The 18745-nt window shown below is 38.2% G+C and carries 21 protein-coding genes; 5 read left to right on the top strand and 16 right to left on the bottom strand.

All coding sequences use genetic code 11. The annotated features are described in order from the left end of the window. Window positions 1–41: 41 nt before the first annotated feature. The 7 genes from BMW39_RS12270 to BMW39_RS12240 form a co-directional block, all read right to left on the bottom strand. On the bottom strand, window positions 42–1304 hold the full coding sequence (locus BMW39_RS12270; RefSeq protein WP_051879926.1) for a M20/M25/M40 family metallo-hydrolase: 1263 nt from the start codon (window positions 1302–1304) through the stop codon (window positions 42–44). A 76-nt stretch (window positions 1305–1380) separates the two neighbouring features. After that, window positions 1381–2565 (bottom strand): M28 family peptidase, encoded by a 1185-nt coding sequence (locus BMW39_RS12265; RefSeq protein ID WP_034975819.1) that lies wholly within the window; start codon window positions 2563–2565, stop codon window positions 1381–1383. A gap of 79 nt (window positions 2566–2644) precedes the next feature. Beyond that, a complete protein-coding gene (gene rplT / locus BMW39_RS12260; RefSeq protein ID WP_034965198.1) occupies window positions 2645–2989 on the bottom strand; it encodes a 50S ribosomal protein L20 in 345 nt (114 codons plus the stop codon). Window positions 2990–3107: 118 nt separating this feature from the next. Continuing rightward, window positions 3108–3305: a 50S ribosomal protein L35 gene (gene rpmI, locus BMW39_RS12255; RefSeq protein WP_034965196.1), complete on the bottom strand. Its 198-nt coding sequence runs from the start codon at window positions 3303–3305 to the stop codon at window positions 3108–3110. Between the two features lie 195 nt (window positions 3306–3500). Then, entirely contained in the window at window positions 3501–4031 is a 531-nt protein-coding gene (gene infC / locus BMW39_RS12250; protein WP_051878375.1) for a translation initiation factor IF-3, read from the bottom strand. A 69-nt stretch (window positions 4032–4100) separates the two neighbouring features. Next, complete coding sequence (thrS, locus tag BMW39_RS12245) at window positions 4101–6044, bottom strand: threonine--tRNA ligase (RefSeq protein ID WP_034975817.1); 1944 nt, start codon at window positions 6042–6044, stop codon at window positions 4101–4103. A gap of 56 nt (window positions 6045–6100) precedes the next feature. Next, on the bottom strand, window positions 6101–7636 hold the full coding sequence (locus tag BMW39_RS12240) for a hypothetical protein (protein WP_034975815.1): 1536 nt from the start codon (window positions 7634–7636) through the stop codon (window positions 6101–6103). A gap of 149 nt (window positions 7637–7785) precedes the next feature. On the opposite strand from BMW39_RS12240, the gene BMW39_RS12235 reads away from it, so the two are divergent. The 4 genes from BMW39_RS12235 to leuB are packed head-to-tail and all read left to right on the top strand — an operon-like array spanning window position 7786 to window position 12105. Next, window positions 7786–8949, top strand: a complete 1164-nt coding sequence (locus BMW39_RS12235) for a 2-isopropylmalate synthase (protein ID WP_074719338.1) — start codon at window positions 7786–7788, stop codon at window positions 8947–8949. 3 nt (window positions 8950–8952) lie between these two features. Further along, on the top strand, window positions 8953–10338 hold the full coding sequence (gene leuC / locus BMW39_RS12230; RefSeq protein ID WP_034975812.1) for a 3-isopropylmalate dehydratase large subunit: 1386 nt from the start codon (window positions 8953–8955) through the stop codon (window positions 10336–10338). A gap of 56 nt (window positions 10339–10394) precedes the next feature. Beyond that, window positions 10395–11000, top strand: coding sequence for a 3-isopropylmalate dehydratase small subunit (gene leuD / locus BMW39_RS12225; protein ID WP_034975809.1), 606 nt, complete (start codon window positions 10395–10397; stop codon window positions 10998–11000). Next, window positions 10984–12105 (top strand): 3-isopropylmalate dehydrogenase, encoded by a 1122-nt coding sequence (gene leuB, locus BMW39_RS12220; RefSeq protein ID WP_034975806.1) that lies wholly within the window; start codon window positions 10984–10986, stop codon window positions 12103–12105. The genes leuD and leuB overlap by 17 nt, the downstream gene beginning before the upstream one ends. A 65-nt stretch (window positions 12106–12170) precedes the next feature. Here the strand turns inward: leuB and BMW39_RS12215 are convergent, their stop codons facing one another. The 9 genes from BMW39_RS12215 to BMW39_RS19795 all read right to left on the bottom strand — a co-directional run bounded on the left by BMW39_RS12215 (window position 12171) and on the right by BMW39_RS19795 (window position 18083). Next, window positions 12171–12677, bottom strand: a complete 507-nt coding sequence (locus BMW39_RS12215; protein ID WP_034975803.1) for a hypothetical protein — start codon at window positions 12675–12677, stop codon at window positions 12171–12173. 436 nt (window positions 12678–13113) lie between these two features. Next, a complete protein-coding gene (locus BMW39_RS12210; protein ID WP_034975797.1) occupies window positions 13114–13611 on the bottom strand; it encodes a hypothetical protein in 498 nt (165 codons plus the stop codon). Window positions 13612–13766: 155 nt separating this feature from the next. Then, complete coding sequence (locus tag BMW39_RS12205) at window positions 13767–13946, bottom strand: hypothetical protein (RefSeq protein WP_034975794.1); 180 nt, start codon at window positions 13944–13946, stop codon at window positions 13767–13769. An 11-nt stretch (window positions 13947–13957) separates the two neighbouring features. Beyond that, a complete protein-coding gene (locus BMW39_RS12200; protein WP_034975789.1) occupies window positions 13958–14569 on the bottom strand; it encodes a DUF4230 domain-containing protein in 612 nt (203 codons plus the stop codon). Between the two features lie 48 nt (window positions 14570–14617). Further along, complete coding sequence (locus tag BMW39_RS12195) at window positions 14618–15163, bottom strand: TlpA family protein disulfide reductase (protein WP_034975787.1); 546 nt, start codon at window positions 15161–15163, stop codon at window positions 14618–14620. Window positions 15164–15259: 96 nt separating this feature from the next. After that, entirely contained in the window at window positions 15260–15727 is a 468-nt protein-coding gene (locus BMW39_RS12190) for a pyrophosphohydrolase domain-containing protein (RefSeq protein WP_034975784.1), read from the bottom strand. A 235-nt stretch (window positions 15728–15962) separates the two neighbouring features. Further along, window positions 15963–16355 (bottom strand): DUF1801 domain-containing protein, encoded by a 393-nt coding sequence (locus tag BMW39_RS12185; RefSeq protein WP_034975781.1) that lies wholly within the window; start codon window positions 16353–16355, stop codon window positions 15963–15965. 12 nt (window positions 16356–16367) lie between these two features. After that, a complete protein-coding gene (locus tag BMW39_RS12180) occupies window positions 16368–16865 on the bottom strand; it encodes a DinB family protein (RefSeq protein WP_034975778.1) in 498 nt (165 codons plus the stop codon). A gap of 78 nt (window positions 16866–16943) precedes the next feature. Beyond that, window positions 16944–18083, bottom strand: coding sequence for an acyl-CoA dehydrogenase family protein (locus BMW39_RS19795; protein ID WP_446184388.1), 1140 nt, complete (start codon window positions 18081–18083; stop codon window positions 16944–16946). A gap of 119 nt (window positions 18084–18202) precedes the next feature. Between BMW39_RS19795 and BMW39_RS12170 the strand changes: the two genes are divergently transcribed. Continuing rightward, window positions 18203–18715, top strand: coding sequence for a ribonuclease domain-containing protein (locus BMW39_RS12170; RefSeq protein ID WP_034975775.1), 513 nt, complete (start codon window positions 18203–18205; stop codon window positions 18713–18715). Window positions 18716–18745: the final 30 nt, after the last annotated feature.

Below are 18745 nucleotides of genomic sequence, written 5' to 3'. Positions count from 1 at the left end.
AATAAAAAAAACCGATTGTAATTTGCAATCGGTTTTTTTATTTAGAATTTCACATTGAAGATTTTTTCTTCGCCATTTCTTTTGACTGTCACGGGATGTTCCTCGCCGGCATTCACTTTTGAGAGACAATCCATATAAGAATAGACTTCTTTCACCTCACATTTTCCAATTTTTGTCAGGACATCACCTTGCAGGATTCCCGCATTGGCAGCTGGTCTGTTGTCGATGACGCCATCGATGCCCATTCCGTCTTTGCTGTCGGCGTAATTTGGCATAATTCCCAAACTTACTTTATATTTCGGAACCGATTTGCTGGCTACAACTTTGGTTTTCACAAACGGAATTTCTTTTTCATTTCCCAAAGCATTCGCCAAATCAAAAACATAATTTGCGATTACCGTTCCGCCTGAATAATTGATTTTATCTGAATCATCTGTCGGTTTATGATAGTCGTTGTGTGTTCCTGTGAAAAGGAAAAGAACCGGAATGTCCTTCAAATAAAAAGAAGTATGGTCACTTGGACCAACGCCGGATTCATCTAAAGCTAGATTGAAACCTTCTGGCTTGTGTTTTTTCACCAATTCGGGTAGGATAGGAGAGGTTCCAACGCCACCAACGGTTAAATCTTTTTTATCATTAAGTCTTCCAACCATATCCATATTGATCATAAAAATGGTATTTGGATATGTGGTTTTGATGGTTTCTGCTAATTTCTTAGAACCCATCAATCCATCTTCTTCACCTGAGAATAATGCGAAAACGTAATTTGCATTTTCCTTCGTTTTATTTTGAGAAAACATTCTTGCTAATTCCAAAACAGCGGCTGTTCCAGAAGCGTTATCATCCGCACCGTTGTGGATTTGTCCGGCAGAATTTGCTAAGGTAGAATTGTGATGTTCATTAAGGCCGAGATGGTCGTAATGTGCACCGATGACAATGGTTCTATCAGCCTTGTTGTCCAGAACTGCAATCACATTTTTACCTTTTATGGGTGTTGAAGTTTGGTCGTCGTGTGGATTTAATTTCACACTGTATTCAAAATTTTGAATGAATTCTTTTCCTTCGTAAGGTTTCAATCCTAACTTTTTGAACTCGGCGGAAAAATAGTTTGCGGCTTTTGTTTCGCCTTCAGAACCAGTTAGTCTTCCTTGCAATTCGTCAGAAGCTAGGTAAGTAATATGTTTTCTTAGATTACTTTCATTGGCTTGTTCAACTTGTGCTTTTTCTTGAGCAAAATATAAAACAGAAATTCCGAGCAGGGAAAGTGTAGTTAGTTTTTTGAAATAAGTTTTTGATAAAAACATTTGTTCTAATTTTTATTAAGAACAAATCTAAGCATAAAAAATAAGCCTTATGATTTTTGTTATGGGAATTTTTTAATTATTCTATAATAATCTTCTTGGTCACTTTTTCACTGTCAATGGTGATTGTTCCAAGATAAACGCCAGCTTTCAAATGCGAAATATCAATTTGATGCGCATTCTTTTTATTAATTAAAATCTGACTTCCGCTCATATCGGTCAGTTCAAATGTAAAAGCTTTTGAAGGATTATCCATTTTCAGATTCAAAGTATTCTTAGCAGGATTTGGATAGAATTCCACAGACTCCAATATTTTGGAAAGCGAAATATCTTCCACAGCCAAAATGGAGGTAGAAGCTACAGCGAAATGCTGGATTGCACCAACCGCAGCTTTGCCAACATTGAAAACATAAACAGGATCCATATTGACATAAAGGTCATTTGCTGTGTGGACATAAGGGTTGCTGTAACCGCCTTCGAATTCCCAATAACCTGTGATGATCTCGCCATTTTGTTGAAAAGGAACGTAGTCTGTGCTTTCTGCCGGATCAAAATCTACACCTAGCGGGGAATATAATGTGGTGCAGTTTGCCAACTCCTGAACGGCTATTGCAGCTGCAGCATTGTTGCTGTTTGGCGCACTTTGGTCCTTGTCGTGATAAAGTTTTGTGTTCGCTTTTGTTGCCAATCCACCAACTTGATCTAGGTTCACCACTACTTTGATATCCATTTTCGGACTGGTTCCGTTCACAATCTCGGAAACATATCTGGAGCTTCCCAAAAGTCCTTGCTCCTCACCAGAAAAATGAATGAACTTGATAGAATATTCTGTGGGAATATCTTTCAAAATCCTAGCGATTTCCAAAATGATGGATGTTCCGCTTCCGTTGTCATTTGTTCCAGGTCCATTGATGGAATCGAAATGTCCGCAAACGATCACAAACTTATTTGGATACAGCGTTCCAGTTTTGGTTACAATAAAGTTTTTGGACGACAATCCGTTGGCTGTCCAAGAATGCTCTTGGAAATGCGCAGTGTTGTAACCGAAAGAAGTGTATTTGTTTTTGATCCAATTGAAAGCATTGGTGTTCTGTGTCGTTCCAGTTCTCTTCACGCCTAATGCTTCAAACTCCTGCAGATAGGTGTTTACGTTGCTTTGAGAAACCTGATTTGCTCTATTCTGATAAGCTTGAATGAAAGTTTGCGCTTCTGCGAAATGTATAGTTGCTAATAAAACTAATGAACTAATATATTTTCTGAACATTATTAAGATAATTTTCAGCAAAAATAGAAAAATCCTGAGATAATTCTCAGGATTTTATATTGATAACAAAGATTTGTAATTATTTTACTTGATCTACAACAGCTTTGAAAGCTTCTGGATAGTTCATTGCAAGGTCTGCAAGCACTTTTCTGTTTAGCTCGATGTTGTTTTTCTTAAGAGCTCCCATGAACTGAGAGTAAGTCAATCCGTGCTCTCTAGCTCCTGCGTTGATACGCATTACCCAAAGGCTTCTGAAACTTCTTTTTTTCTCTTTTCTACCACGGTAAGCGTAAGACATTGCTTTCTCTACCGCATTTTTTGCTACAGTCCAAACGTTCTTTCTTCTACCGAAAAAACCTTTAGCCTTTTTTAAAACTTTTTTTCTACGCGCTCTAGACGCTACAGAATTTACTGATCTTGGCATAATTTAAATTGTTTTTTTGAAAAGGGCGGAACTAATTGAATAGAACTCTTAGGGGCACCGTTTCAGGGTTAATTTTTGAATTGTTTTAATTCTTATAAACCGAAATGATTTATAAAAACTACTTTAACGCTAATTGACGTAGAACACTTTTCTTGTCCACTTCTGCAACGTAAGAAGTTTGCGTTAGATTTCTCTTTTGCTTAGTTTCTTTCTTTGTCAAGATGTGGCTTTTGAAAGCACCTTTTCTTTTGATCTTTCCGGTTCCGGTAAGAGCAAAACGCTTTTTAGCACCTGATTTCGTTTTTAATTTTGGCATTGTTTTGCTTTTTATGTTTTGTTATCAATATCTATTTTTATTATTAATGAACATCTCCACGAATAATAGTTTGCAAAATTACAAAAAAATTCTGAAACTGTGACGGTAAAATCTGTGTTTGATTTTATTAATTCAAAATGCAAAAAACCTCAAATTAATTTGAGGTTTTTATATATCAATCGAATGGTATCAATATTATTTAGCAGGCTTCTTAGGACTCATCATCATGATCATTCTTTTTCCTTCAAGTTTAGGAAGTTGGTCTACTTTTCCAACGTGCTCCAAATCCTGGGCAAGTTTCAAAAGAAGGATTTCTCCTTGGTCTTTGAAGATGATAGAACGGCCTTTGAAGAAAACATAGGTTTTCAGTTTCGAACCTTCTTCCAAGAATTTCTCAGCGTGCTTTTTCTTGAAGTCATAATCGTGGTCATCGGTCTGAGGACCAAATCTGATTTCTTTTACAACTACTTTTATCTGCTTCGCTTTTAGCTCTTTGGTTTTTTTCTTTTGCTCGTACAAGAATTTTTTATAATCAAGGATACGAGAAATGTAAGGCTCAGCTTTGTCAGAAATTACGACAAGGTCAAGCTCTTGCTCTCTTGCAATTTCTAAAGCTTTTGATAACGGATAAACGCCTGGTTCTACGTTGTCACCAACAAGACGTACTTCGTTTGCACGAATTTTTCCGTTGATTTGATGGAGGTCTTCTTGGACTGGACGTCTCATCGGGCCTCTGCTGTTGTTTCTTTTTAGTGCTATGGTTTTAAATTTTAAAATTAATAATTTGTTGTCAGCTTATTGGTTTGCTCCCAATTCAAATGCCGGTTTTGACTGCTCTTTGAAATAAGAGATGAAGTCTTCTACTTTCATTTCTCCCAAATCGCCTTCGCCTCTTCTTCTTACAGAAATTGTGCCGTTGTTTTCTTCGTTCTCACCTACAATAAGCATAAATGGTAACTTTTTCAATTCGGCATCACGGATTTTCTTACCCGTTTTTTCGTTTCTGTCGTCTATCAATCCGCAAATATCGTGAATTTCCAATGATTCTGAAACTTTTTTTGCATAATCTGAATATTTTTCGCTGATTGGCAAAATAGTAAACTGCTCCGGACTCAACCAAAGTGGGAAATCTCCCGCTGTATTTTCAATCAATATCGCAATGAAACGTTCCATAGAACCAAACGGCGCTCTGTGAATCATCACAGGTCTGTGCTTCTCGTTGTCGCTTCCGTTGTACCAAAGGTCAAATCTTTCCGGTAAATTGTAATCTACCTGGATTGTTCCCAATTGCCAGCTTCTTCCCAACGCATCTTTTACCATAAAGTCAAGCTTCGGACCGTAGAAAGCGGCTTCGCCATATTCGGTTACAGTTTTCAAGCCTTTTGCTTTTGCAGCGGTTACGATGGCGTTTTCTGCCTTCTCCCAATTCTCATCGGAACCGATATATTTGTCTCTGTTTTCTTTGTCTCTTAATGAAATTTGAGCCGTAAAATCAGCAAATCCAAGTGAACCGAAAACATAAAGTACAAGGTCAATCACTTTTTCAAATTCCTGTAACAATTGGTCTGGCGTACAGAAAAGGTGCGCATCATCCTGAGTAAATCCACGAACTCTCGTCAAGCCGTGTAATTCTCCGGACTGCTCATATCTGTAAACTGTCCCGAATTCCGCATAACGCTTCGGCAAATCTTTATAAGACCATTGTTGAGCCTTATAAATTTCGCAGTGGTGCGGACAGTTCATTGGTTTTAATAAAAATTCTTCCCCTTCATTTGGTGTTTTGATGGGCTGGAAACTGTCCTCGCCATATTTTTCCCAGTGTCCTGAAGTGATATATAATTCCTTAGCTCCGATGTGCGGAGAAATTACGAATTCATAACCTTGTTTTTTCTGAGCTTTGGAAAGGAATTCTTCTAATTTTTTTCTTAAAGCGGCTCCTTTTGGCAACCAAAGTGGAAGTCCGGCACCAACTTTTTCTGAGAATGCAAAAATCCCAAGTTCTTTCCCGAGTTTTCTGTGGTCTCTTCTCTTTGCTTCTTCCAGTCTTTCAAGATATTCTGTCAGCTCCTTTTGTTTAGGGAAAGAGATTCCGTAAACTCTGGTCAGCTGTGGATTTTTCTCGTCACCTCTCCAATAAGCTCCGGCTGCATTAAGAATTTTTACAGCTTTCACAATTCCTGTTGATGGGATGTGTCCACCTCTACAAAGGTCTGTGAAGTCGTCGTGCGTTACGAAAGTGATTTCGCCATCAGGCAGATTTTCAATCAATTCTGTTTTGAAAGGATTGTCTGCATATTCCTTTAATGCATCAGCTTTGGAAACTTCACGTAGGTTGAAAGTCGAATTTTTCTTAGCATTTTCTAAGATTTTCTTTTCCAGTTTTTCGAAGTCTTTTTCAGACAAAGGTTCTCCGCCAAAATCTACATCATAGTAGAATCCATTAGCAATTGCAGGCCCGATTGTCAGCTTAGCTTCCGGATAAAATTCCATAATAGCCTGAGCCAGCAAGTGGGCAGAAGAATGCCAGAATGCTTTTTTACCCATATCGTCATTCCACGTCAGTAGTTGCACTGTAGAATCCTCCGTTATCGTGGTGTCTACTTCTGTCTGTTTTCCGTTTACGACGGCAGAAATGGTGTTTCTTGCCAAACCGTCACTGATACTTTGTGCAACTTGTAGTGGAGTAACTGCTCCTTCATATTCTCTGATGCTGCCATCAGGAAGAGTAATTTTTAGCATTATGACTGAAATTTTTAGGATGCAAAAATAGTGATTTTTTAAAGAAAAAACCGGATTTATTTTAGCTTAACTTTCTCTTTTATAATCTCGATGACGTCCACATTTCTCACTTTCGATTTTACCCAGCCGTGAATGTCGATATAGACGAGTGTTCTTTTGTCGTATCGATTTTTTTCTGATTCCTGAAGATGTTTTTCGAATTCCTTGAAAGTTGAAAGCTGCGCATTGGAATTTTGGTCATTGATTTTCTTAAAGAAATCGACGATTTTGAAATGTAAATCGCCCGGATTTTTCATCTTCTTCACAAACTTGATTGTGCTCTTCACGAAGTCATCGTAATCGTCATCAAAACCAGCTTCAAACTTCGCCATCAAAATCAAAATCCGCGTGTGGAAAAGCAAATCCTCCTGAATATTTCCTTTTGAATTAATTATTTTCAAACCGTATTTAATAGTGTTTTGATATTGTTTACTGCCAAAATACATCGATGCGATTTTCAAAAAAAGAATGAGAAAATGGTGTTCATCTATCTTGTCGCGGTGTTTTTCCATTTTTAATTCCAGTTCGGGAATCATCTTTGTGCCACCAAAAAAATCACCTTTTATGAAATAAAGATTCATTTTGGTATTGTAGTAATTAAGGAAAATTAAAGACTGCGAATTCTCATTATGAATGAAAGTGTCCGATTTTACAATTCGACTGAACTTATCAAAACTTTCTTCAATCCTTTTAATGTTGCCATACAGAAACAAAATTTTGAACAGATAAGTATTTCCTTTGATGTACCAAACCGGATGATTTTTTATCATTTCTGGATTGTCGTGGAACAATTCTACCCATTGATAGGCGTATTTCAAAGTGTATTTGTAATCCTGCAAAAGCTGATTTTTCCAAACGTGCGCTTTGAAATACCAAAGTTTCTCCGTGAAATTAAGTTTATTAAGGTCAATTTTTTTGACTTTCTTATCGAATAAATCCAAGATTTTATCACGGTCTTCATCATTTTTGATGTAACCGTGCGTGAGCATTTCGCTGTACAATTTCAAAGAAAGATTGGAAAGTTGAGTAGCATAACTGTTTTGCTTATTGATTTCGGTCGATTGCAAAATCAATTCGTCCGCACGTCCATCGATACTTCTTGTAATGAATTGAGATTCAATCACTTTTTCAAGTTCGATGATTTCGGAAGCAATACTTTTTTCATCTAAATCCAATGCGGATTGTTTGGCTTTGTCAAGGATTTTTAAAGCTTGTTTGTAAAGACCTTTTTGATAAAGAATAGTCGCAAAATCAAGCTGTTCCCGCAATTGGATTCTGCTGTTTTGAAGACTTGGATTCAGCCTCAGACTTACCAGGATTTGTTTATACAGATGTGCTTTCAGATTGGAAAGTTGCTGTTTCGATGATATTTTTTTATCAATAATAATCTCCTCATTATATTCTTTCATTTTGTCCAATTCAGAAAAAAGTAAAAGAAATTTTGCATCGACGTTAATTCCAAGTCGGTTCACGTACAACTTGAATTGACGCTTTTCCGACGTCGAAAGTGACTTTATTAGAACAAATAAAAAATCTTTCTGTAATTCTGACATTGTAAATTTAAAATATATAAATAATTGATAATTAATTTGTTGTCAATTATTTTAAAGGAATTGAATATTGTATTTTTTGGAAAGTCTCAATCAGATATCATAAATCAAATTCTACTTTTGAATATCAAAATTAGGTAAAAAACTTTATTATGAATCCGGAAAAAATTGAAATTTTTGATACGACGTTGAGAGATGGTGAGCAGGTTCCCGGATGTAAACTCAATACAGAACAAAAAATAATCATCGCCGAGAAACTCGATTTTCTTGGCGTTGATATTATCGAAGCTGGCTTCCCCATTTCCAGTCCAGGCGATTTCCAATCCGTTCAGGAGATTTGCAAAATCGTAAAATATGCGAAAGTTTGCGGATTGACGAGAGCCAACAAAAAAGATATTGAAGTCGCTGCAGAAGCTCTAAAATATGCGAAAAGACCAAGAATCCACACCGGAATCGGAACATCTGATTCTCACATAAGATTCAAATTCAATTCTACTAGAGAGCAGGTTTTGGAACGCGCGATTGAAGCGGTGAAATATGCAAAGAATTTTGTTGATGATGTCGAGTTTTATGCGGAAGATGCAGGCAGAACGGATAATGATTTCCTTGCTAAAGTCTGTGAAGAAGTCATCAAAGCCGGCGCAACGGTTCTTAATATTCCTGATACAACTGGATATTGTCTGCCGGAAGAATACGGACGAAAAATAAAATATCTGAGAGAAAATGTAAAAGATATTGACAAAGCAATCTTGTCTTGCCACTGTCACAACGACCTTGGAATGGCAACCGCAAATTCAATTTCAGGAATCATCAACGGCGCCAGACAAATCGAATGTACGATTAACGGACTTGGCGAACGTGCGGGAAATACAGCTTTGGAAGAAGTCGTGATGATTATAAAACAACATTCTGACCTTAATTTCTTCACCGATATCAATTCCAAAATGCTGAACGAAATGAGTTATCTGGTTTCAGAAATGATGGGAATGCCGGTTCAGCCAAACAAAGCAATTGTTGGTGCAAACGCATTTGCGCACAGTTCGGGAATTCATCAGGATGGCGTTATCAAAAACAGAGAAACCTACGAAATCATCGACCCGAGAGAAGTCGGAATCAATGAATCTTCCATCGTTTTGACCGCAAGAAGCGGACGTTCTGCTTTGGCTTATCGATTCAAAAATATCGGTTTTGATGTGACAAAAGTGGAATTGGACTTTTTGTATCAAGAGTTTTTGAAAATCGCTGATACCAAAAAAGAAGTTAATAATGATGATTTAAGCTTTATGATGAAATCATTTAATCAAAAAATTGGATAGAAAATGAGCCAAAGAAAAACACTATTTGATAAAGTTTGGGATGCACACGTTGTAGAAACCGTTCCAGATGGACCTCAGGTGATTTATATCGACAAGCATTTGATTCACGAAGTGACGAGTCCACAGGCTTTTGCGGAATTGGAAGCAAGAGGTTTGGAAGTTTTTCGTCCGAATCAGATTGTGGCGACTGCCGACCACAACGTTCCGACTTTGGGACAGGAATTACCCATCAGAGACGAATTATCGAGAACGCAAGTTCAGCAACTGACAGAGAATTGCAAAAAAAATAACATCGAGTTGTACGGACTTGGTCATCAATATCAAGGCATCGTTCACATCATCGCACCGGAATTGGGAATCACACAACCTGGAATGAGCATTGTTTGTGGCGACAGTCATACTTCCACGCACGGCGCTTTTGGAGCAATTGCTTTTGGAATTGGGACAAGTCAAGTCGCGCAGGTTTTTGCGAGTCAATGTCTATTGATGAACAAACCAAAATCAATGCGGGTTTCCGTGAATGGAAAACTGAATAAAGATGTTCAGCCGAAGGACGTGATTCTTTACATTATTTCGAAAGTCGGCACGGATTCGGGAACCGGATATTTCTGCGAATATGCGGGAAATGTCTTCGAGGAAATGTCGATGGAAGGCCGAATGACCGTTTGCAATATGAGCATCGAAATGGGAGCGCGAGGCGGAATGATTGCGCCGGACGAAACTACTTTCAATTATGTAAAAGATAAAACATTTGCGCCAAAAGGAGAAAAATGGAATGAAAAAGTCGAATATTGGAAAACCTTAAAATCCGATTCTGATGCTATTTTTGATAAAGAATTTGAATTCTCAGCAGAAGATATTCGTCCAATGATAACTTACGGAACCAATCCAGGAATGGGAATTTCCATCGATTCTAAAATTCCCATTGCTCAAAACGAATCCGAGGAAAAAGCTTTGAAATATATGGGACTTGATGCAGGCCAATCAACGTCAGATATCAAAGTGAATTATGTGTTCATCGGAAGTTGTACCAACGCAAGGATTGAGGATTTCCGTTCTGCTGCAACTTATGTCAAAGGAAAACAAAAAGCTGAAAATATTGTCGCCTGGCTGGTTCCTGGTTCACAGAAAGTAGCGAAACAAATTTATGATGAAGGTTTGGATAAAGTCTTCAATGATGCAGGTTTCCAAATCCGTCAGCCTGGATGCTCCGCTTGTCTGGCAATGAATGACGATAAAATCCCAGAAGGTGAATATTGTGTATCAACATCCAACAGAAACTTCGAAGGCCGACAAGGTCAAGGCGCAAGAACACTGTTGGCAAGTCCGCTAACTGCCGCAAAAGTGGCGGTGGAAGGTAGAATTCCGGCTTTTGAAAATTTGAATTAATGACAAACTGGAATTTAAAACATTGAATTTTAAATCTTGAACATCGAATTAAACGTATGCAAAAATTAGTTTTAATAAACTCTCAGGCCGTTCCGTTGCCGAGCGAAAATATAGATACAGACCAGATTATTCCGGCACGTTTCCTCAAAAGCATCAGCAAAGAAGGTTTCGGGGAAAATCTTTTCAGAGATTGGCGGTATAATGTTCACTCCAATGAACCAAATCCTGACTTCGTTCTCAATAATCCTAAATATTCCGGCGAAATTCTGGTTGCAGGAAATAACTTCGGATGCGGAAGCAGTAGAGAACACGCCGCTTGGTCGTTAACGGATTATGGTTTTAAGGTGGTTGTGTCAAGTTATTTTGCGGATATTTTTAAAGGCAATGCGCTAAATAATGGATTGCTTCCAGTGAAAGTTTCTGAGGATTATCTTAAAGATTTAATGGAAACCATCACGCAAAATCCTTCAACTCAAATTACTGTAGATGTGGAAAAACAGACAATTTCATTCAATGATATGACAGAAAGTTTCGAGTTAGATTCTTACAAAAAAATATGCCTCATCAATGGCTACGACGATATTGATTTTTTAACGAGCAAAAAAGAAGCGATTCAGAAATTTGAACAAAAAACACAGAAAGTATATGAGCAAGAATTATAAAATAGCAGTTTTGCCAGGCGATGGCATCGGTCCGGAAGTGACCAACGAAAGTGTGAAAGTCTTGAAAGTGATTGGCGAAGCTTATCAATATAATTTTCAATTTGATTATGGCGTGATGGGCGCGGAAGCGATTTATCAAACAGGAAATCCTTTGCCAGACGAAACTTTGGAATTATGCAAAAATTCTGATGCTGTTTTGTTCGGCGCAATCGGCGACCCAGCTTTTGATAACAATCCTGACGCGAAAGTACGTCCAGAACAAGGTTTGTTGAAATTGAGAAAAGGATTGGGATTATTCGCCAACATCAGACCAATCAAAACTTACGCTTCATTAATCAAAAAAAGTCCTTTAAAAAGAGAAATCGTTGAAGGAACGGATATTCAAATCTATCGTGAGTTGATTAGCGGCATCTATTTTGGAGAAAAATTCACTGAGGAAAATGGTGATTACGCTTACGATGTTTGCAAATATTCCAAAGAAGAAATTACAGGAATTGCTCACTTAGCTTTTCAGGATGCTCAGAAAAGAAAGAAAAAACTAACCTTGATTGACAAAGCCAACGTTCTCGACACATCCAGACTTTGGAGAAAAATCGTGAAAGAGATTGCTTTGGAATATCCAGATGTCAAAGTGGATTTTATGTTCGTAGATAATGCCGCAATGCAGATGATTCTAAACCCAAAACAATTCGATGTCATCCTTACAGAAAATATGTTCGGCGATATCATTTCCGACGAAGCCAGCGTGATTGGCGGTTCCATCGGTTTATTGCCTTCCGCATCAATAGGGAACGACAACGCCCTTTTCGAACCAATCCACGGTTCTTATCCGCAGGCCAAAGGAAAAGGAATTGCAAATCCAATCGCCTCTATCTTGAGTGCAGCAATGATGCTCGACCATTTGGAATTGACCCAAGCAGCGAATAAATTAAGAGAAAGCGTGGAAAATGCCATCGAAAGCAGATATGTGACGATTGACCTGAATCCAGATATCAATTACTCGACCAGTGAAGTAGGAGATTTCATTGCGGATTACATTCGTTTTTCGGAAAGGTCGTACTACAACCACGAGAATGTCCAGTTAGGAAAATCCACGATTGTCTAAAAAAAATGAGAGCCGAAGTTAATTCGGCTCTCATTCAGTAAAATATAAAATTAAAATTCATTCAGTTAGTCTTTTCTGCCCTGAGAATCCATCTCGTCTGACATTCCTTTTTCCGGTCTGTAGGCTGTTCCGCGGTCATCTGTGAAGTACAAATCGTTTTTCGCTTTTGCGATGATTCTTGCTCTTGTAGATTCCGGGATTGGATATTCGTTGTGTCTGTCCGGATATTTTTCTGCAAGATATCCTCTGGTTTTTTCTTCCACATCTATCGCGCCGTTTTCGTCCAGAATTTTTTTGGCAGCGTTTGCATCGTCCTCTGTTTCAGCGTAAACCGTGATTCTGTTGCTATCGATACTCGCATATTCGTAGCGGTCCGTCTCTACAACATCTCTGTCGAACAGCCAGTCAAAAAAACTTGCTTTTCTGTCCGTATCTATGGTTTCAACTTTGTCCAGAGCTTCAATTTCTGCGTTCGCTAGGGAATATTCGTACAAGCCTGCTTCTTCCAGTTTGGTGATGACATCTCTGCTTTCTGCTTCGTTTGGGAAAATCCCGATAATCGTGTAAGACATAATAATATTTTTTTGGTGGTTAAACTTATTTCCCTTACCCAAACAAAAATGATGACACAATCTACTGTCGGACAAAATTTTAACAGTATTTAAGATTTGGGCGCCTTTATCCGCCTTCCGCTCCCAATCTTTTTGCCTTGGCTTTTCCACCCACAAAAAAAGGATTTCCGCTCAAGTCGGGGCGCGCTTCGCCAGGTAGAACGTTTGGGCATAGAAAAAAACCTTCCAGTTCATCCGAAAGGTTTCCATAGTTTGATTTATTTAAAAAAAAAAGTTGCTATACCACCGAGGTTACGCAGCCCGGCCTGAACGGAACTCCTTTTTTGCTTGCCGAAACGTTAATCTCGCAGACCAATCGTCGTGCAAAAAAGAGTGGGAGTGGAGGACGGAATAGCTGCCCAAAAAGTTACTAACTAACTAACTAACTAACTGCTAACTATTTGAATTTAGTGATTCCCAGACCATCAATCTCATCCGCAATTCTTTTCTCGTGGTGGTGGTGTGGTTTTCGGTCATTGGTAAAGAATAGATTGTTTCGGGCTTTTGCGATGATTTTCGCATTTCGGCTTTCGGAAATCACATATTCGTGATTCGGAAAATTTTCAGTCATATGGTCCTGAGCTTTCTCCTCTACATTCACGGCGCCATTGTTGTCCAGGATGTCCTTCACGATGTGCGCGTCCTGCTCGGTCTGCAGATGGACGGTAATCGTGTTGTGGTCGATACTTGCGTATTCGAAACGGGCTTTGTCGATGTGATTGTCATCAAATAACCAATTCCAAAAACCATTTTTCTTCTCAATGTCCACATTTTGCACAGTCTCGTGATGAGAATGAGAAAGATTGTAGTCATTGTAACCAGCGTTTTCCAATTTTAAAAGGACCTTATCAGCCTCTAGCTGAGTGGGAAAAAGCCCTACAACAATATAAGACATAGCTGTAATGTTTTGATGAGACGAAATAAAAAGAACACTTCTGAACCAGATTTTCTGTCATCTGATTTCTAATATTAAATATATGTTAATTTTATCAAATAAACAAGCCTTTCAAAATAAATTTGAAAGGCTTGTTGAATTTTTCGCAAGGAAAACTATTTTTCTGTGTTGTCTGTTTTTCCGTCCTTGTTGACCTTGGAACCTTTTTCGACATCTTCTTTATCAATGTCAGGCGGGTTTTGCTTGTCAGATGACGCTGGAATATCTCGGAAATCCTCGGTCTGTTTTTTCTGCTCGGACGAGTTGTTGCTTTCTTGTTTTTTATCTGGTTCCATAACGATTGATTTTATAATTCGGTGGCGGGAAAAGTATTGGTCTTATCCTCGATGGAATAATGCAATGCCTTTGCCAAAACGAATATATCGTTCAGATTATCTTTCAATTGTTTTTTGCTTTGCTCTTTCAGATTGTTCTGGTTCACGCTTTTTGCCATATTTTTCTTAGCAGATTCCATCACGCCGTTGATATCTTTCTGCGTGAATCTGTTAATCGCGTAGTCATCCATAAAATGAATTTTCACATCTGGAAAAATCTTGATTTCGGGCTGGGGAATTTCTTGCAGAATCAATTTTTTATTTACCGTGTCCACATCGATTTTCATTTGTTTCAAATCGTAGGAAACCTGTGCTTTCGCAGTGGTATAAAGTACCATTTCACGTGGAAGAATATCAAATCCTGCGATATTTGCCGCCGAACTTTTGTGCGTTTGGAAGCTGGAAAAATCCTGTTCCAAAACCACCATTTTGTTCATCTTCTGAATCTGATTCGTGATGAGGTAATAATCTTGATTGATAAGTGCCGCATCTTCTTTCTTATTGCAACTTCTCCACGATAGAAATAGGAAAACCGTAAGAATGATTCCGAAAATAAAAGAAAGGATGCCTGTGTATTTTGTCATTTGAATGATTGCGATTTGTCAGCCAATTAAGTTTTGAAATAATTTCTCCTACTTAAATAAGCCTGAATTATTATCTTTTTTCAAAATATTAAGCAAATCTTTCTCCAAAAATCCAGTTTCGGGCATTTCTGTGATTCTACCGATTTCTTTTCCGTACTTTTTGACAATGATTGTCGGAACTCTCGTGATGTTGTAAAGACCTTCTTCGCCAGCTGGAGATTCCTTTTTGCGGTTCACGGCGATGATTTGCATTTTGTCCGTATTGTATTTCAAAGTTTCCAGAATCTTTATCAATCTCGGAAATTCTCTGTGGCTGTCCTCGCACCAACTTCCTACAAATACGACCAAAGAATAACTGTTCAGTTTTTCTTTCTTCAATTCTGCCAAACTTGGCTGGTCGATTTGATAGCGGTTGTATTCTTCATCGAACCAGGTTTTGTAAGGTTCTTTTCGGAATTGGTCAAGCGACTGCGTTCCCAAAAGCATTTTGCCATCGTTCTTGGATTCTACTTCACGGTTCACAATGACGCGTTCTGCGCAAGAACTGATGAACATCAAAGCAAGCAACCCAAATAATATTGATATTTTTTTCATTATGTTTTATTTTTAACCACAAGGTCAACAAAGTTTTTCACGAGGTTCACAAATTGTGGTCATTGTGAAAAATCTTAGTGTCCGTTGTGGTAAATATTATTTATTGATTATATCTGATAAATCAGCAGCGGAGTAGTACTTGTTCTTCAAAACCTTGTTGTCTGCAACGCGGTGAACATTGTATTTGTCGCCAGATTTTTCATAATAAGCATCCGTTCCTTTGTCTTTATAAAATTCTACCGTTTCCTGCGCCTGAATTTCGTTATCACAAGCTTTGGACATATTGGAACGCTGAACTTCATTGAACAATTCCACGAATTTATCGCCTAGTCCAAACTCCAAAACAGCGCCACTCAAAACGTATTGAAGGTCGCAAAGTGCATCAGCAACTTCTACCAAATCGTTGTCCTCAATCGCTTTTTTCAGCTCGTCCAATTCTTCCTGTAAAAGGCTAACTCTCAGCTCAGCACGTTCTTTTGAAGGGATTTGAGGTGTGTCAAGAATTGGGGCGTTGAAAGTTTTGTGAAATTCGGCAACTTGGTTCAGGCTGTCTATCTTTTCCATATTTTTTCTAAAATTTTAACAAATATAAAAAATGCCATCCTTAAAGACAGCATTTATTTTTTATTAACCACAAATCGAAGATTCGACGAAGTCAAAAGTCACAAAAGAATTTTAAACAATAGACAGAATTTTGTCATTCCGTAGGAATCTCCACTAGAATTCGTAAAAGTATGGTTAGATTCCTACGGAATGACAAACTGGATATTAGTTTTAAATTTTTTTTTGATTTTCTAACTTATTTCAACCGTTCCAAAACACCTTTCCGCTTCACAATATTCTTATAATCCCATTGGATTTCTCTGGATTTTTCCAGCCAACGTTTCAAGTCATCCTTATCAATTTCATTCACATCATTATAAAAAATAGAAGCATCCTGAAATTTTTCGCCTTCCACATTCAGTTTTTCTTCATTGAAAGATTTTCCGCTCCAGAACATTATTCTAATTCCTAGTTTCTGTTTGCTGTAGCCCACAATTGGATTTCCATCTAGAAACCAAACTGGATGCGAATGCCAGATTTTGTTTTCGGTTTCAGGAAGATATTTGCCAATTTCTTCGGAAAGAAGGTTTGCGATTTTCTCGTCTTCAGATTCTAATTTCTGATTGTAGGAAGTGATGTCTGGATTCATTAATTAAAATATTTAAAACTTATCATCCGCAGTCGGACCGTAAAAACCTGGAACTTTGTTGCCTGTCGCACGAAGATAAACAATCAATTCGCCACGATGATGATATAGATGATTGAAGAGCGTTGTTCTGATAATGTTGTACTTTGGCGTCGGTGGAATCAGGACTTTTTCCTTCATCGTCATTGTCCAAGGTGTGCTCAGTTTATTTTCGTCGAGCTTTTCGAAAGCTTCTTTGGCCAGAGAAAAATTCTCTTCAAACTTTTGCAGAATATTTTTCGAAGCTGAATGATTTTCCCTTTCATATTTGAAATCTGACAACTCGAACGCATCAGACAAAAGGACTTCGGGATACCAAGCATAAATCGTTGCAACGTGCGAAGCCAGCTTTGCAGTGGACCAAGTTTTTTCTGAAGATTTCCAGCCAAGCGCAGAATCTGGAATCGCTTCCAGGACTTTGCGTGTGTTTTCGGCTTCCTGCAGAAATTCTGAGATTAACAATTCTTTAATCATAGCATTAAATTTAAAAACCCTTTCAAAGTTAAAAATTTTTGAAAGGGTTTGATATTTTAAAATGTAAAATTTTGATTCTTAAGACGTAATGTCTCGTCCAATCACCAATCTTTGGATTTCAGAAGTTCCTTCGCCAATCGTACACAATTTAGAATCTCTGTAGAATTTCTCAACAGGGAAATCTTTTGTGTAGCCATAACCACCGAAAATCTGAACCGCATTATTGGAAATTCTTACGCAAGCTTCAGAAGCGTATAATTTTGCCATTGCACCTTCACGGGTCATTTTTGCTTTTGCATTTTTGAGGTCAGAAGCTCTTCTTATTAGCAATTCTGAAGCGTCAATTTCTGTCGCCATATCGGCCAACATAAAGTTTACCGCCTGAAAACTTGAAATCGATTTTCCGAACTGGTGTCTTTCCTGAGCATATTTCAAAGCCGCTTTATAAGCACCTCTTGCAATTCCTAAACTCAACGCGGCGATAGAAATACGACCGCCGTCCAAGATTTTCATCGCTTGTTTGAAACCGCTTCCAACTTCGCCCAATCTGTGAGAATCTGGAACACGAACGTTGTCGAAAATCAATTCTGCTGTTTCCGAGGCGCGCATTCCCAGTTTATTTTCTTTTTTACCGGATGTGAAACCTGCCATTCCTTTTTCCAAAACAAAAGCTGTGGAATTATTTTTTGCACCAATTTCTCCAGTTCTTGTCATCACTACCGCGACATCGCCAGAAATAGCGTGCGTGATGAAGTTTTTTGCACCGTTGATAATCCAATCGTCGCCGTCTTTAACCGCTGTTGTGGACATTCCTCCGGAATCTGAACCTGTGTTATGTTCCGTCAGTCCCCAAGCACCGATGACTTTTCCGGAAGCCAAATCTGGCAACCATTTTCTTCTTTGTTCCTCATTTCCGAATTCGTAGATGTGGTTGGTACAAAGTGAATTGTGCGCCGCAACGGATAATCCAATCGACGGGTCAACTTGTGAGATTTCGTCTAAAATCGTCACATATTCCTGATAACCAAGACCAGAACCGCCATATTCTTCAGGAATTACGATTCCCATAAATCCCAATTCACCCAGTTGGTGAAACAATTCTACAGGGAAAGTTTGGCTCTCGTCCCAATTCATAATGTTGGGGCGAATATTTTTTTCAGCAAAATCTTTTGCCGTTTCAGCTATCATTTTTAGGTTGTCCATAGTGGCAGTATCCATACTTTTATCTTTGTCGCCAAATATAGAAAAATTAGGATAAGGATAAATTATTTTTAAAATTTGTTTTTTATGCTTTAAGAATCGAGGTTTTCATTATTTTAGCCTAGAATTTTTTCACAATGAATCCGAAATTAAAAACCCTTTTATTCTTTCTCGTCGGTGCTTTTGCCGGAATCTCGGTAATGTTCCTCATCACAAATTACAAAATCGAGAAGCGAAATAAATATCTGGCGGAAGGTGGAAGTCGGAAATCAGAAGTTGCCAAATCTGAAAGTCAAACTCACAGAGAATCAAATTCAGAAAATTCCATCGAAGAATTGACGAATGAAAGTAAAGTTATTTCCTACGTTAAATCCAATCACAAATTGCCAGATTATTACCTCACAAAATCTGAAGCTAAAAATCGAGGCTGGATTGCATCAAAAGGAAATCTCTGCGATGTTTTGCCAGGAAAAGCGATTGGTGGCGACAAATTCAGCAACCGTGAAAAGCAACTTCCAAGAGGCGAACAATATTATGAAGCAGATGTGAATTACAACTGCGGAAACCGTGGCGCAGACCGAATTGTTTTTACTGAAAATGGCGATGTGTGGCTGACAAAGAATCATTATAAAAGTTTTGAGAAGAAATAAAAAGCTGGAAAATGGAAGTTTTCTAATTGG

The organism is Epilithonimonas lactis, assembly GCF_900110605.1.
Lineage (GTDB): Bacteria > Bacteroidota > Bacteroidia > Flavobacteriales > Weeksellaceae > Epilithonimonas > Epilithonimonas lactis.
This window is presented reverse-complemented; position numbering and strand designations above follow the sequence as displayed.

What these genes read in the sequence shown, in the direction of transcription:
- BMW39_RS12270 (WP_051879926.1), bottom strand. Translation starts at nt 1,304, where the DNA reads ATGTTTTTATCAAAAACTTATTTCAAAAAACTAACTACACTTTCCCTG.
- BMW39_RS12265 (WP_034975819.1), bottom strand. Translation starts at nt 2,565, where the DNA reads ATGTTCAGAAAATATATTAGTTCATTAGTTTTATTAGCAACTATACAT.
- rplT (WP_034965198.1), bottom strand. Translation starts at nt 2,989, where the DNA reads ATGCCAAGATCAGTAAATTCTGTAGCGTCTAGAGCGCGTAGAAAAAAA.
- rpmI (WP_034965196.1), bottom strand. Translation starts at nt 3,305, where the DNA reads ATGCCAAAATTAAAAACGAAATCAGGTGCTAAAAAGCGTTTTGCTCTT.
- infC (WP_051878375.1), bottom strand. Translation starts at nt 4,031, where the DNA reads ATGAGACGTCCAGTCCAAGAAGACCTCCATCAAATCAACGGAAAAATT.
- thrS (WP_034975817.1), bottom strand. Translation starts at nt 6,044, where the DNA reads ATGCTAAAAATTACTCTTCCTGATGGCAGCATCAGAGAATATGAAGGA.
- BMW39_RS12240 (WP_034975815.1), bottom strand. Translation starts at nt 7,636, where the DNA reads ATGTCAGAATTACAGAAAGATTTTTTATTTGTTCTAATAAAGTCACTT.
- BMW39_RS12235 (WP_074719338.1), top strand. Translation starts at nt 7,786, where the DNA reads ATGAATCCGGAAAAAATTGAAATTTTTGATACGACGTTGAGAGATGGT.
- leuC (WP_034975812.1), top strand. Translation starts at nt 8,953, where the DNA reads ATGAGCCAAAGAAAAACACTATTTGATAAAGTTTGGGATGCACACGTT.
- leuD (WP_034975809.1), top strand. Translation starts at nt 10,395, where the DNA reads ATGCAAAAATTAGTTTTAATAAACTCTCAGGCCGTTCCGTTGCCGAGC.
- leuB (WP_034975806.1), top strand. Translation starts at nt 10,984, where the DNA reads ATGAGCAAGAATTATAAAATAGCAGTTTTGCCAGGCGATGGCATCGGT.
- BMW39_RS12215 (WP_034975803.1), bottom strand. Translation starts at nt 12,677, where the DNA reads ATGTCTTACACGATTATCGGGATTTTCCCAAACGAAGCAGAAAGCAGA.
- BMW39_RS12210 (WP_034975797.1), bottom strand. Translation starts at nt 13,611, where the DNA reads ATGTCTTATATTGTTGTAGGGCTTTTTCCCACTCAGCTAGAGGCTGAT.
- BMW39_RS12205 (WP_034975794.1), bottom strand. Translation starts at nt 13,946, where the DNA reads ATGGAACCAGATAAAAAACAAGAAAGCAACAACTCGTCCGAGCAGAAA.
- BMW39_RS12200 (WP_034975789.1), bottom strand. Translation starts at nt 14,569, where the DNA reads ATGACAAAATACACAGGCATCCTTTCTTTTATTTTCGGAATCATTCTT.
- BMW39_RS12195 (WP_034975787.1), bottom strand. Translation starts at nt 15,163, where the DNA reads ATGAAAAAAATATCAATATTATTTGGGTTGCTTGCTTTGATGTTCATC.
- BMW39_RS12190 (WP_034975784.1), bottom strand. Translation starts at nt 15,727, where the DNA reads ATGGAAAAGATAGACAGCCTGAACCAAGTTGCCGAATTTCACAAAACT.
- BMW39_RS12185 (WP_034975781.1), bottom strand. Translation starts at nt 16,355, where the DNA reads ATGAATCCAGACATCACTTCCTACAATCAGAAATTAGAATCTGAAGAC.
- BMW39_RS12180 (WP_034975778.1), bottom strand. Translation starts at nt 16,865, where the DNA reads ATGATTAAAGAATTGTTAATCTCAGAATTTCTGCAGGAAGCCGAAAAC.
- BMW39_RS19795 (WP_446184388.1), bottom strand. Translation starts at nt 18,083, where the DNA reads ATGGATACTGCCACTATGGACAACCTAAAAATGATAGCTGAAACGGCA.
- BMW39_RS12170 (WP_034975775.1), top strand. Translation starts at nt 18,203, where the DNA reads ATGAATCCGAAATTAAAAACCCTTTTATTCTTTCTCGTCGGTGCTTTT.